Source organism: Bacillus sp. EB V-12 (genome assembly GCF_056158125.1).
The window spans coordinates 1-14054 of record NZ_JBUXJL010000005.1 but is presented as its reverse complement, the minus strand read 5'-3'; the positions used below and the strand labels follow the sequence as shown (position 1 = coordinate 14054).

The 14054-nt window shown below is 31.5% G+C and carries 14 protein-coding genes; 9 read left to right on the top strand and 5 right to left on the bottom strand.

Annotation, left to right across the window (positions count from 1 at the left end):
- Nucleotides 1-11 precede the first annotated feature (11 nt).
- From sbnB to ACZDYH_RS17505, 3 genes are all read left to right on the top strand, one after another.
- Nucleotides 12-980, top strand: coding sequence for a 2,3-diaminopropionate biosynthesis protein SbnB (gene sbnB, locus ACZDYH_RS17515; protein ID WP_474886725.1), 969 nt, complete (start codon nt 12-14; stop codon nt 978-980).
- Nucleotides 981-1112: 132 nt separating this feature from the next.
- Complete coding sequence (locus tag ACZDYH_RS17510) at nt 1113-1886, top strand: ParB N-terminal domain-containing protein (protein WP_102956938.1); 774 nt, start codon at nt 1113-1115, stop codon at nt 1884-1886.
- A gap of 139 nt (nt 1887-2025) precedes the next feature.
- Nucleotides 2026-2277: a DUF2164 family protein gene (locus ACZDYH_RS17505; protein WP_000947505.1), complete on the top strand. Its 252-nt coding sequence runs from the start codon at nt 2026-2028 to the stop codon at nt 2275-2277.
- A 260-nt stretch (nt 2278-2537) separates the two neighbouring features.
- On the opposite strand, the gene ACZDYH_RS17500 is transcribed toward ACZDYH_RS17505, so the two are convergent.
- The gene (locus ACZDYH_RS17500; RefSeq protein WP_102956939.1) at nt 2538-3212 is read right to left on the bottom strand and encodes a hypothetical protein; all 675 of its coding nucleotides are present in this window, start codon (nt 3210-3212) and stop codon (nt 2538-2540) included.
- 485 nt (nt 3213-3697) lie between these two features.
- Between ACZDYH_RS17500 and ACZDYH_RS17495 the strand changes: the two genes are divergently transcribed.
- Complete coding sequence (locus ACZDYH_RS17495) at nt 3698-3874, top strand: hypothetical protein (RefSeq protein ID WP_180985051.1); 177 nt, start codon at nt 3698-3700, stop codon at nt 3872-3874.
- A gap of 326 nt (nt 3875-4200) precedes the next feature.
- Here ACZDYH_RS17495 and ACZDYH_RS17490 read toward each other — a convergent pair whose 3' ends face one another.
- The 3 genes from ACZDYH_RS17490 to ACZDYH_RS17480 all read right to left on the bottom strand — a co-directional run bounded on the left by ACZDYH_RS17490 (nt 4201) and on the right by ACZDYH_RS17480 (nt 5982).
- Nucleotides 4201-4359, bottom strand: coding sequence for a Phr family secreted Rap phosphatase inhibitor (locus ACZDYH_RS17490; RefSeq protein WP_082044991.1), 159 nt, complete (start codon nt 4357-4359; stop codon nt 4201-4203).
- On the bottom strand, nt 4359-5459 hold the full coding sequence (locus ACZDYH_RS17485) for a response regulator aspartate phosphatase (protein WP_434714953.1): 1101 nt from the start codon (nt 5457-5459) through the stop codon (nt 4359-4361). Before ACZDYH_RS17485 ends, ACZDYH_RS17490 begins: the two co-directional genes overlap by 1 nt.
- A 226-nt stretch (nt 5460-5685) precedes the next feature.
- The gene (locus ACZDYH_RS17480; RefSeq protein WP_088021233.1) at nt 5686-5982 is read right to left on the bottom strand and encodes a hypothetical protein; all 297 of its coding nucleotides are present in this window, start codon (nt 5980-5982) and stop codon (nt 5686-5688) included.
- A gap of 704 nt (nt 5983-6686) precedes the next feature.
- Here ACZDYH_RS17480 and ACZDYH_RS17475 point away from each other — a divergent pair.
- Entirely contained in the window at nt 6687-6989 is a 303-nt protein-coding gene (locus ACZDYH_RS17475) for a hypothetical protein (RefSeq protein WP_258009785.1), read from the top strand.
- Nucleotides 6990-7481: 492 nt separating this feature from the next.
- Nucleotides 7482-7736 (top strand): hypothetical protein, encoded by a 255-nt coding sequence (locus tag ACZDYH_RS17470; RefSeq protein ID WP_142384932.1) that lies wholly within the window; start codon nt 7482-7484, stop codon nt 7734-7736.
- A gap of 144 nt (nt 7737-7880) precedes the next feature.
- Here ACZDYH_RS17470 and ACZDYH_RS17465 read toward each other — a convergent pair whose 3' ends face one another.
- Complete coding sequence (locus tag ACZDYH_RS17465; RefSeq protein WP_102956942.1) at nt 7881-8285, bottom strand: DUF3221 domain-containing protein; 405 nt, start codon at nt 8283-8285, stop codon at nt 7881-7883.
- A 1216-nt stretch (nt 8286-9501) separates the two neighbouring features.
- Between ACZDYH_RS17465 and ACZDYH_RS17460 the strand changes: the two genes are divergently transcribed.
- From ACZDYH_RS17460 to ACZDYH_RS17450, 3 genes are all read left to right on the top strand, one after another.
- Nucleotides 9502-12222, top strand: a complete 2721-nt coding sequence (locus tag ACZDYH_RS17460) for a sensor domain-containing protein (protein ID WP_142384931.1) — start codon at nt 9502-9504, stop codon at nt 12220-12222.
- A gap of 480 nt (nt 12223-12702) precedes the next feature.
- On the top strand, nt 12703-13284 hold the full coding sequence (locus ACZDYH_RS17455) for a TetR/AcrR family transcriptional regulator (protein WP_458894655.1): 582 nt from the start codon (nt 12703-12705) through the stop codon (nt 13282-13284).
- 96 nt (nt 13285-13380) lie between these two features.
- The coding region (locus ACZDYH_RS17450; RefSeq protein ID WP_474886719.1) for an NAD(P)-binding domain-containing protein at nt 13381-14054 on the top strand (674 nt) is incomplete at its 3' end.

Here is a 14054-nt window from a genome sequence, read left to right as displayed (position 1 = left end):
AGGAAGCAATTATGATGTATTTAAATACTAAACATATCAATGAAATGGGTGTTAATTGGGAAGAAACAATAAATGTCATTTCAAAGGCAGTACAAAGTCTTGATTCAGAAGATTTTTCTCAGCCAATTAAGCCATACTTACGTTTCGATGATCCGGCTAATAGAATTATTGCTATGCCAGCTTATATTGGAGGAGAATTTAAGGTTTCAGGAATCAAATGGATAGCTAGTTTTCCAAAGAATATTGAGAAAGGTATTCAACGTGCTCATTCAGTTACTATATTAAATGATGCTATGACTGGAAAACCATTTGCGACACTTAATACAGCAATGGTTAGTGTAATACGAACAGCTTCTGTTACAGGGTTAATGATTCGAGAGTTTGCCAAATTAAGAGATTTAAATAATATTAAAGTTGGAATTATTGGATTTGGGCCTATTGGTCAGATGCATTTAAAGATGGTAACTGCCCTATTAGGCGATAAAATCGAAAGTGTCTACTTATATGATATCAATGGAATTAAAGACGAATTAATTCCTGGGGAAATTTATTCTAAAACTCAAAAGGTTAATGTATATGAAGAAGCCTATAATGATGCTGATATTTTTATTACTTGTACTGTTTCTGCAGAAGGTTATATTGATAAGAAACCTAAAGATGGGGCGCTACTACTCAATGTTTCTCTTCGTGATTTTAAGCCTGATATCTTAGAATATACAAAATCCCTAGTTGTTGATAATTGGGAAGAAGTCTGTCGTGAAAAAACTGATATTGAAAGGATGCACCTTGAAAGAGGTTTACAAAAAGAAGATACAGTATCAATTGCTGATGTTGTAATCCGAGGAGCACTGCAAAATTTCCCTTATGACAAAGCAATATTATTTAATCCAATGGGTATGGCTATATTTGATGTAGCCATTGCTGCTTATTACTATCAAAGGGCTAGGGAAAATGAAATTGGTGTTTTATTAGAAGACTAGTAAAATTATTAAAACGCAGTTTGAAATAATTGTCTAATAGCTGCTAAATATCGGTAAACACGACTAATCATTATAGAAAATTAGTTATTTGATAAGCTTAGAATTTATGTAATTATTTGAGGAGCTGTTTTTATGAGTGAAATTATTTCGGCCTTAGATCTCTTACACCCCAAGCAAATCCGCTTTCATGAATCATATGAACACAAAAGATTGGAACAAATTTGTCGTGTAATGGAAAGCGAAGGTGTTTTACGGAATCCTCCCTTAGTATCTGAGCTTAGTGATGGTAATTATCTGTTACTTGATGGTGCCCATCGTATGAAGGCTATGATGGCATTAGGTTGTAAACGCGTTGCTGTACAAGTAGTACCTGATGAAAAAATAAAAATTCGTGCTTGGAATCATTTATTACCAATGGGGGAATGGGTAAATAATTTAAAGAAAGAACCTACAATAATTTGGTCAGGTAAGATTATTACTAATAAACGTTTGCTTGCAAAAATTACAGAAGCAAATAAACAAGAACATTTTTTATATGCAAGGGATTTAAATAGCGATTTATTTACCCATTTAGAGATATGGCATCGTATTGTCGGCTTATATCAACATGAGTATACGGTACGCCGTCATTCAAATGATACTGAGGTCTGGCCTCATTCAAATGAAATATTGATGAGTTACCCAGAATACTCGTTGATGGAACTGAAAAAGGTAATTGAAGCAAAGTTTTTAATGCCAGCGGGAGTTACTCGTACGACGCTTAGTGGTCGGTTATTGAATTTACGTATACCACTTCATATATTGCGTACGGAAGTATATCCTGCTGGTGAATGGGAAACGTTATGTGGAAATTGGTCAAAATGTTTACGCCTTTATGACGAGCCAATATATGTTTATGATGCATAATATATTGTTTAGTGATTATGATGTGTATTTTTTATTTATTTGTAAAAATTTCATTATTTGATTTATATTAATTCTAAAATATTTTTATTATGCTATAAAAACTGTATGAATTAGTATTTAAGACTAATCTAAGAGAGGTTTGTTATCGGATGGGGTAAATATTACCAAAAAAGATAAAGTGGAGATTTCTAAAAAATTAAAAACTTTCTTGGGTGATCAATATTCACTTGAATTAGGAGATTACATAAGCTTTGAGATACTTGAATTTATAATAAAAGAATTAAATCCACATTTTAATCTAGCTACAAAAAATAGGTTGGAAATTCTCTTAAAAAATATAGAGAAAGAGATATATAGTGAATTAGTTTCACATGAAAATAACAAAGTATAGGCAATATTATATGTATTTAAATGTAGAATAGTATAAACCTATACTTACATAATGTATTGCTATTAATTTGATAGAATAGCGAGGAACAAGAGAATTGGTGATATACAATTTTTAGAAGAGATGAAATTGAGAAGTGAACATACTTACAATTTCATCTTTTTATTTTTGACACGCTTTTGTAATTAAAGTATGAAAAAGGTAGCTGTACAAAAGGTACATACAGCTACCTTTTTAAAAAATTTTCGTATACAAGAACAACCTTAGCGTAAACTTGCGCTTAATGGTACTTGAGAATAAACTGTGAAATTGTTACTATAAGTACCGTGTTTAGAAAATGAGGAAGAAATTGAACCATTCCAACTTATGTAGTTAGATCCAGATGTATCTGCTCTTAGAAGTACGTTTGAAAAGCTAGCTTGGCTAAAAGAATTACGTCCAGTATCTTCAACGCCCTGAACCATTTTTACTGGTTCGTATTGAGAAAATGAGCCATATACAGGCTGATTTGCATATCTAGGGCTTCCATTTACATACATAGTAACCGTACCATTTCCGTTATTAATTATTTTAAGGTTTACTCGATCACCATCTTTAATTGATGTATCATATTGTGTGTTCCAATACTTACTGTTTTGACCAGATTCATTATATCCTGAATTAAGAAATACTTTATATCCACTTGGTGTTTTTGAAATACCGCCTTCAACTTTAGATGCTCCAATACCTAAATACCAATTCACATATCCATCTTTAACAACAACCGATTTGGGGAGATTTATATCAGCTGCAATCCCGGTATAGCTACTATTTGTAACACTTTTTACAGCACCTTCTGTAGCTGCAAAACTTGTAGTTGAAAACATTGATAGAGAAATTAGAAGTGAACCGACTAGATACATCATTTTTTTCTTACTTTTCCTTAATACTTGATTCATTTTAAATCCCCCTTATTTTTAATTATTAAAGTGTATTGAAAGTTGGCCAACTAACTACGACTTACAAATCAAAGATACATTAGGTTTAATTTAATGTATATATTTTCCTGTCATAAGTCATTGAAATGTCAAATATATTAGATATTTTATATTTATCAATATAGGAGGAGTTGACAGAATAAAGTGTAATATCTGTTTGAAATTAAGTAGGTTTTGTTAAAAATACGATTAAAGCTTATAAATGTTTTGGGTATAATATGTATTACGATTCGTTTAGGGGAGATAGATATAGGAGGGATACAGTAGATTTTTCAAAAGATATATCTGAAATTTTGAGAAATAAAATAAAATAAAAACAAACGAAATAAATAAATAAATAAGTTGTTTGTGTTAAAGGATTTATTGGAATAGTTCGTAGATGAAGGGAAATATATGATTTAAAAGTCGTGGAATTCCTATATAAAAAGAAGAAAGGGGGTTCAGCTATGGAAAAAACAAGATCAAAGTTAAATAATGCAGCTATTGAAGGGGTTATACAGGCATTAAAAGATGAAAATGAATGTTTACGTATGGAAATCGTTTGTTTAAAAAAGTTAAAGGCCTTAGTTCAAAAAGAGAAGAAACTACAGTCCTTTCCGAACGAGAAAGCCCATCGCCTTTAGGTGTTCAAAGGGTGGGTATCATTTTGCAATCTTGTAGTCTAACTAATACATTGTAGGCATGATAAATGATTATAGAATTATGATTTTTCTAAGAAATAGATTTAAATCTTATTAACTAAAAGTATATATACGAGCATCCTATATTTGGTGATAGGATGCTCGTTTTTTATATATAGAAAATCTCGTCAACTTTTAGTATATCTTCCTAGGTACAAGTATAGTAATGTGAATAGTCCGAAACAAAGCTGTTTCGGACTAGGGATTCAATATTTATTTATTAAAAGGTTGAATTTTCTGATTTTTAAAAGTGAGAAAAATGTATTACGTTAATCAATAGATACTTCTACAGAGACACTAGGTATTGTTGGTGCTGGTGTATCTCCCCCATTAGAAGAAGATTGTTGAGGTGCATGTAAACTATTCATACTATATGCTAATGCACTTATTACTACCATACTTAATACAATTTTTTTTATTTTTTTCATCACTTTAACGCTCCTTTTTTCAAATGTTTCTTACCAGCATTACTGCTAATGTAGAAATATTTGCTCGCCTTAACATGGTTATTTGTCTCATAAAATTGAATTGCTAGAATCTCTGCATATTCTTTTACACAATCCCACATTTCTTCTTTTTCAAAATAAGACATTGCATCAGTAACTACTTTTTCTAGTTTAATTCTAGGTGATTCTGTGAGTAGTTCATTTAAAACTGCGAAACGGTGCTTATATTCCTCATTTCCTGCTTCATTCGTATAGTTTATTCCATACTCGATATATGATTTAGCTGTTTCAATGCCTTCTAATTTATAATATGCTCTTGCTAAGACAAATAATGCTTTAAAATGATTCGGTATTTTATTTATAATTTCAGAACTCTGTCGGATCGCCAATGGATATAAATCTTGAATATTATATAACCAGCCTAAATTGTAACGTGCTCTTAATAATAAATGTTCCTCATTATGCTTATTAAAAACATCAATAACCGTATTGAGACATTCTTCCGCTTTTTCAAATTCTCTTAGATCTATACAGGCTAAACCATATACATTGTCGCATAAAGCAGTATTAATTTCATATCCTACATGGTTCAAATATATTTTTTTGGCTTTTACTACATGTTGAATCGCTTCAAATGGTTGATAAGATTGATAAAAGTAAGTTGATAATCTATACTCAAACTCGGCCTGTTCTATTTCATCAGGTATATCAATTAAAAGCCTTTCCGCCTTTTCATAATGTGTTTTCGCTTCAGTATAATTTGCTATAATTGTAAAGTGGATTGCTTTAAAGAAATGATAATAATAAGATAAAAATAAAAAATCCTCTTCAATATTAGGGAGTTTTTCTATATTCTTAAAGGAATCTTTTGTAATACTCACTCCATCTACCAATACTTTATATCTGAAATCCAGTAGTGAGTAAAAAAATGATAAATATTGATCAGTTTCTATTACTTTTAAACTTTCCTTTACTTGTAGATATGTTTGTTTTGCTTCTTTTACATGATACAAACGAATTTTTTCATACCATTCATTTAACAATTCCATCAGTTGCTTATTACTTTTTTCTTGAACAGTCATAATATCCCCCTTTTCTCTGTAAAGGCTTAATCTGATAATAACAGGAAATGGATAGTTTATATTTAACTATGATTTTTTTCATGAATAATAAGAATATTCTGAATAATAAAGGCATCCTTATTCTGTTGATATAGTCAATTTGTTTTAAAACAGACCGTCTGTAATAGGCGGTCTGTTGTTTGTTATGGTCGGTGACTGCTATTCTTTTACTCATCTCATATTATATTTAGTTTAAGAATTGAGAATAGAAGAATAGGATTAGAAAAATTAATGTTTTGCCAAATAATTTATTGAATAGACTTAAAGGGATAAACAGCTCTCCTATGGTAAGGCTTTTGAGTTTATTCCTGTTTGGTTTTTTTAACAATTCTTTAAATGTTCGAAAGTTTATTTTATTAACGAAAGACCAACTTGGCATAGCTTTTGTATCTGAATCTATTTTGAAAATGATATGAATACTATGTGTATGAAAGCCGCCTATACTTAAAATAAGCATAAATCCTAAAATAATGAACCAAGTCATTTTCTAGCACCTCCTTCAGTATTTAATATTAAGATATTAATAACGTTGAGGAAGTGTGCTATTGTCCATGAAAAATATTGAGAAATTGTTGAGGGAACGTTGAGAATGTTGCAAGGCAATTGATCGTAGCATAGTTAACTATGCTTGTCCTGTTATATTTGTAAAAAAAGGAAAAGAGAACAGTTGCGTAGACTGTTCTCTTAAGGAGCGGAAGCGCTGAACATTTTTCAATGACAATGATTCAAGCCTTCCAATTATAGTGTGTGCAAATAGTTACAATTCATACATTAAAATTACTTTATTATAGAGTGAGTGTATTAGAAAGTACAAAGAGCACTTTTCAAAAGTGCTCTTTGTAAGGCGTACATTAGGACTTGAAAGAGGCATCATTGCAATTTGAAAGGAGATATCTATATACAACATATGAAGATGATTTGAAAAGGTGACGATAAAAACAAAAGAGCAGTAAGGATGTACGGATTGCTCAGCTTCAGGGGAATTGGAGAAGGGGGATTTATATTGTTAGGGAGATTTTTAAATGCTATTCCATTATAATATTGATAAACTATGCAGATGAATAATAAGAGTGAAATTATTAGTTTACGGAAAGTTCTGTTAAAAATTTATAAAATTAAATAAGTTTACAAAAATATCCATAAAGGCACGGTTAATTTATGTTAAAATTTCACATAAGCGGTGGTTATGTGAAGAAAAGAAGAGATTTTCTTTTTAAGTTTGTGTCGTCGTTAGTATGTTTAATTTTTATTTTGCAGACATCCTCAGTAAGTTTTGCAGAAAGCTCTTCAGAGCCTTTAGCACCTCCTCATGTTAATAGTTGTGATAAGCTATTGGACAGTGTTTCTGTTGAAGAGTTTGAGAGGACTGTATCGTTGGAGAATAATATTGAAACTATTAAAATTACAAACCAAGACATTGTTAAAAAATATATAGAAGAGAATGATTTTGAAAACCATCTAATCTTATACCAGCTGAACTTACTTTTGTAAGGTCTCTATCAAACGAAAATAATCAAAATAATTACTCGCAAAGTATAGCACCAGTTTCATATTATCTTAAAAATAAAACAGCTATTTCAGCTTGTGGAAGTTCTGTATTAAAAAAGTAAGCGGTAATTCAGGTTCTTTAACATTAAGTTTTTCTTCAAAAATTGCTGCTTCATGGAATGTAAGTGTAGGTGTAAGTGTTCAGCAGGAGTAGGATTTAATGTATCAGCTGAGTATTCTGTAACTCAAAGTAATACAATTGATACAAATTGAAGATATGCTGAGATTAGAGCTTATGGAGAATATACTGGTTATCGCTTTGATGTATGGGAGTCTGGATGGTTTGGTGATAAAAAAGTTAGAGACTGGACAGCGTTAAGACCTGTTGGAATATGCTTTGTGACATATCGTTAATATAATGTTAAGAAAAAGAATCCTTGAAATTCAGGATTCTTTTTCATAGTTTGATAATATGGTAGGAAAGGGGTGAATTGTTTGAAGAATATAAAAATACGTAATGTGTTTTTAACATTTATCGTATTAATCGGCATTTTACTTCTTGTGAAGAGTTTGGACTTTGCAAATAACCTTACTCACTCTTGGGTGCAAAGTTTAGGCGGTGATGTAGAAACATCGACATATAATATTATGTTAAACAATTATACGAATGTTTTTCAAATATCAGGAGGTATATTATTTGGGAGTGGAGTTTTTCTATTATTATATTCAGTATTCTTTTTTAAGGAGTAGATTGATTATTAAATAAAGGGTGTGGGATTTACTTGGTGCAACCATTTTCTTATCTAACAATAGACAAAGTTATTAAAAGGGAAAACGTTGGTAAAATAAAGGGCATCATTCTAAGAATAATGCCCTAATCATGCTATACATTACCTACTGAGTTACTTTTTCAATTGTAGGCATTACAGCAATTGGTGGTAATGATGCGGTCCAACCAACTGCATATACGTTTAATTTATCACCTATTGTGTAGTCTGCACCACCTGAAATAGGAACTCTTAAAATCTTATTCTGAGAAACTAACTCCCACCAATCATGTTGATAAGCAAGTGCTTCGTCCTTTGTAGATGTAGCAGCAACTACTAAGTAATGATTATCTACTGAAATAACATATCCAGTAAAAGGCTCTTGTTCTTGGTTCTGAATAGAATGAATTGGTGTAGCGCTTACCGACGACTTATTGGAATCTGCAAAAGCTGGTGTTAATCCGAAAGTAAATCCACATCCTAATGTTAAGGTTGTTACGGCTGTTACTAATTTTTGTTTTTTTGTAAACATCATATATCCCCCTTATATTTTATCCCTACAATATCCGTTTTCTGGTTATATACATATAAAGCCTTTTAATATTAAGATGTTTAACAATTTTGTCACAACTATTCCATAAATGTTAATATTATCTATTAATGGGAGTGTTTTTGTGTTATAATTCACTATGTGAACTATTATTGTTCCTTTCATCTTTTGATGGATGTATGCCCTTCCTTAATTGTAAATATGTTCGATTTTATTGGTGAAGAGGGAAGAGATCCCTCTTCTTTTTTTGTCTCTTGTAAAGCTCAAAGGTGTCTTTCGATGTTTTTTAAGGGATATAATATTATAAGTTCTAGTATTCATAGCAGCAACTGATTATATTATAGGAGGATTCAAAGTCATTTGTTTTATTTCCAAATTTTAAAACACTCATTGATTCTTTAGGATCAAATGAAACGAATGATACTAATTATGAATGTATGCCTGAAGGCTTAATAAATAGGGTTGTTACTGCTTTAACAGATAAACCTAACATGTACATTATTCATTTTTTATGAATCTTACTATTTCGATTAAAAAGCCTAATTTCTCAATGTATTATAGAGAGATTAGGCTTTTTTCGTTTGCTAGGTACATGTAACGATTAATAAATTTCAACTTACATAAAAGGGAATAAAAAATCTCCCAATTAATCGGAAGGATTAGTCTTTCGTCTATACTTAATAAGTACTTATTAATCATTTGAATCATGGCAAATAAAGTATGAACTGAATTTTAAAAATGTCATGTCTTTTGTCCATAAAAAGGGGAGTAATGTGAAATTGACATCAGTCTGAGTTGTAACTATAATGGTTACATTCGGTTTCGTAAACTAATTCGAATTTCTATGTTATTGATAGTATGTTTTCATTCCTTTTTAAGTGTGACAGTTAGCAACTAGCTATAATCCAATAGAGGATTAAATTCTATCTCATATTTAAAGAGTAGATAAGTTTTACTCTCTAAATTTTGTGCAAATACTTAAAAAACTACATTTTTCAACTGATCCTTTTTGGAATCCTCAATATTGAAAACTGTAAACATCTACAAAAAGTTAACAAGACTGTTGTATGTAGAAAGAAATCTTTTAAAAAGGTCATAATATAGATAATAGGTAGCACACATTTTAATTAGTAGGACTTGTGCCACCATCAAGACATTTTTTAATAAACGTATAGAAAAATTTAAGAAGGTGAGTTCATTGCGTAAACATGTATATGTGCAATTTTATGTATTGATATTGGCTTTAATAACTTATATAAGCTTTTGCTTTATATTTTTATTTGTTTTTCCGAATCATTATTTCGTATCAGATTTTAATATCCGACTATCATCTTTAGTCGTTGAAACTACTGTATTTATCTCATTACTGTATTCTATATTATCCAAAAAAATTAAGTTAGGAGTATTCTGGGTTTGCATTACTATTGCAATAGGGTGTTTTTGGATAGGGAATTTCATATCCGCTTTTCAAGTACTTAATGTAGAATTACCAATACAAAATTTTAATATTTCTGATGTGTTTCTACTGTTTTTCTTATTTTTTTTTCTCTTTGCGTTCTTTTATAAAATCATGATGGAATGTAACAAATGGGAGAAAGCATATTTACTTTGTGATTTATGTATTGTTGTTACTGCTATTTTTACATTAGAGTGGTATTTATTTAATAAGCCTTCTGCAAATATCTTATTCTTATCAATTGGAGATGTTTTTCTATCATTTATTTTTCCGATTATAGATTTATTGCTTCTATTACTTGGATTTACCTTAATCTTTCGACCCGCTATTTTCAATGCAAAAAGTAAATTGTTTATTTTTATCCTAGTATTAACTGGATTGGCTATTACGGACTATCTGTATTTCTACTTACAAGATGATTTGTCAGACCGCTCAGTTATATTATTAAGGTGCTTGTATAGAGTTTTCCTATTATGTATCGCTATTGCTGCTACAATCCCAAAGGATGCTTCTTCTAAAAGAAATTATTTTATTATTAATCCGACATTTGGAAAGAAAATTCTTGTCATATTCCCTTATCTTGCAGTTGCAGTCTTAATTGGCTTTACTTTGAAAGAGCAAACTTCTTCAGCTACATTGATTACGGGAAATTGTATTGCTTTTGTATTTGTACTGATTCGTCATACAATCGTACGAATGCAAAACAAAGATTTAACTGAAACATTAAAAGTGTTTAATAACCAATTAGAACAAACAGTATCTCAAAGAACAAAGGATTTAATAAACAAATCTAATGATTTGGTAAAAAATCAAGAGAGATTTAAGTCTTTATATGAGTATCATCCAGATCCTATATTAACAATTGATTCAAATGGTATCGTATTAAATATAAACCAGTCTGGAAGTATGTTATTAGGCGAAGACAGTGCTGCATTAATAGGACAAGAGTGCTTCTCTATTTTTTTAGATGAAGATAAAACTGAATTGGAGGCGGCTATAAAGAAGGGGAAACGATGTAGTTCGTCTTCGTTACAGTTACGTGTAAAAAATAACAATGTGAAGGACATACATTTTTGGTATGTCACAATTGTTCCTATTATGATAGAAGGACAAACTTTTGGAAGTTATGTAATGGTAAAAGACATAACGAGGATGAAGCAACAACAGGATGAGATAAATTATCTAGCATTCCATGATATGGTGACGGAGATTGGAAATCGAACATTCTTCCAACAAGAATTAGATAGATCCATTAAGCATGCACAAAAATCACAGGATAAGTTTGGACTCCTATATATTGATTTAAACCGCTTTAAGACTATTAATGATACACTGGGGCATTCGATTGGTGACAGGGTTTTAAAAGAAGTTGCCAAACGTTTTAGGACATGTCTGTCACCGACTATTCCTCTAGCAAGAATAGGTGGAGATGAGTTTGCGATCATTGTCCATAAACGCACAGAGCAACAGCTATTGGAGTTATGTGAAACTCTATTTCGTATAACTGAAGAACCATTTTTAGTTAATCAACATAGTTTTTACTTAACTCTTAGTATAGGAATAGCAGTGTATCCGTTTGGAGGAATAAATACTACTACACTTTTACAACATGCTGATATTGCTATGTATAGTGCAAAAGAAAAAGGTAACAATGCTGTTTGCATATATGACGAGACATTATCAAAAAAAATAACAAGACGATTGCGATTAGAACAGGATTTACCGAATGCATTAGAAAATAATGAGTTATTTTTATTATATCAACCACAAATTGATAGTAAGACGGGTATCGTTATTGGTGCAGAGGCTTTAATACGTTGGCAACATCCAGAGCTAGGGCTAATTTCACCTTTTGAGTTTATACCTATCGCGGAAGAAACTTCGCAGATTATTTCAATTGGGAAATGGACGTTACAGGAAGCGTGTCGACAACTGAAAGAATGGCATTCAGCGGGCTATGTAAATCTAAAGATGGGGATAAACTTATCAGCTATAGAGTTTGAACAGAAAGGTTTTGTTCAAACAATCATATCTACCATAGAAGAGGTAGGAGTACCCGCCAATTCGATTGATTTGGAATTAACAGAGCGAATAGCAATGGTAGATGAAAAAGAAACCTTATCGAAGTTAAAAGCATTGAAATCATATGGTGTACATTTATCAATTGACGATTTTGGTACAGGATATTCCTCATTAGCGTATCTTCCTTTGTATCCAATTGATACCTTGAAAATTCCAAGAGAATTTGTTAACAGGATCGGAACTTCTAAGGATGGAAATGAAATTATACAAACCATTATTTCACTAGCACATACTTTAAACATGAAAGTGATCGCAGAAGGGGTAGAAACGAAGGAACAATTAACAGTGTTACAGCGTAATGCATGTTATCTAATTCAGGGGTATTACTACAGTAAACCTGTAAATGAAGATGAATTTATCGATTTTTTAAGTACAATGTGATTTAAGTAAGTGAAAAATCTTTATATGTTATGAGATAAAGTGAAAAGACGTTCTATCTATATGGAGTAGAACGTCTTTCTTATGTTTATTTTCAATAGTTATGCAGCTATGTTTCAGCCTTTAAGGGGTACCGCTCAATGCCCATCAACCTAAGGTTTTTTAATTATTCCCATAACGAAAATTTCAACTTTTTACAATTATTCATGAAAATTCGGCTCAATTCTTTCGTTTTGAACAACAATCAATTTCTTAAGTGGATGGTGATGGGGATTTTCCTATTTTTAAATAAATCGGACTGATATTAAAAAAAAGAAAAAAACTTACATGGAATTAAAGTTATATAATCTTGGATTGATGGGGATCTAAAAGCAAAAATGCTCAAGATCGAACAGGTCAATAATGTGCTATAATCTCATGTGTTGAGGTATCGATTGGAAAAAGATATCAGGCACATCAAATTAGAAAAGGAGTAGGAAGGATATGCCACTTATTGTTGACAGAGAACAGGTACGGCAAGAAATACTGCATGCACTTCAGCAATGTTTAGAGGAAAAGCCTCTTCTAAAGGTTTCTATGCGAGATATCGCAGCAAAGGCCAAAATTGCTCATTCAAAAATCAACTATTATTTTAATACAAAAGAGAAACTTCTACTGGCTTATATCGAATTTTTTGCTATTTCATATAAAACGGAGATTGAGCATTGGTACATAAAGTATAAACAAAATAAAGCCAATCTCAACGAAAGTTCACAAACGATAGTAAAACATTTCATCAAAGATATGGTTTTGATAAGTCATCAAAAACAATCGTGGGCTTTCACGCAAATAAGCACTATGGGTCAATACAATACGGAAATAAGGTCTGCAATCAAAAATGTTTATAACGATTGGAGAGAGTCTATCAAACGTGTTTTGGAAGAGATTTATCGAGGCGAGGATGATCACATGGTATATAAGGCAGAAGCAGTTTTAATCATTATTGATGGGCTTCTTATTTATTCACTTCACGAAAAGATAGATGAGTCAAGAATAGATGCTGTGCTAGCAAATATTACGTTGTGATTTTTTGATTGTTCAAAAAACATTGACGAAACTTGATGTGAGTAATATGATTTATTTAGTCCAAGTGGACTGAATAAATCATATTGGAGGTCGCTTATGTCAAAAATTACTGTAGTTGGTTGTGGTGTTATGGGAAGCGCTCTGATTCGCGCGTTTATGAAAGCAGGTCATACTATTACCATTGTCGATAAAAATCCCACGCTAGCCAAGCCATTTGTAGCTGAAGGAGCTACGTTCAAATTATCATTGGATGACGCTCTAGATTGCGATTTCGTTCTGTTAAACTTACCAGATCATAAGATAGCAATGCAGGTTATTGAACAATGCAAATCGAAAGCTATCAAAGGAAAAATCATTGTAAACACTACTACAACAACCCCAACTCAAGCCCAAATTTTTGAGCAAATGATTAAAGACAGAGGCGCTATCGCCCTTGAAAGTGTGATTATTTGTTATCCTCACGATATTGGCACACATCGCGCATATCTTGTATATTCTGGCCCCAAGGAGGCTTTTGACCAAATTGAAGATCAACTTTCGGCACTTTCTTCGCCACATTTTGTTGGGACAGACATTAGCTTTGCAGAAATAATTGAGATGAGCACGTCAGCTCTGCAATTTGGTCTTTACTGGTTTGTCCTACTAGGTTCAGCGCTTTGTATACGAAACAAATTACCTATCTCCGAGTATTGCAAACATATTAAGGCAGCACTTCCAGTGGTGGGTCACCAACTGGTTACCCACTTGCCTGATAATCTAGAAAACTACAC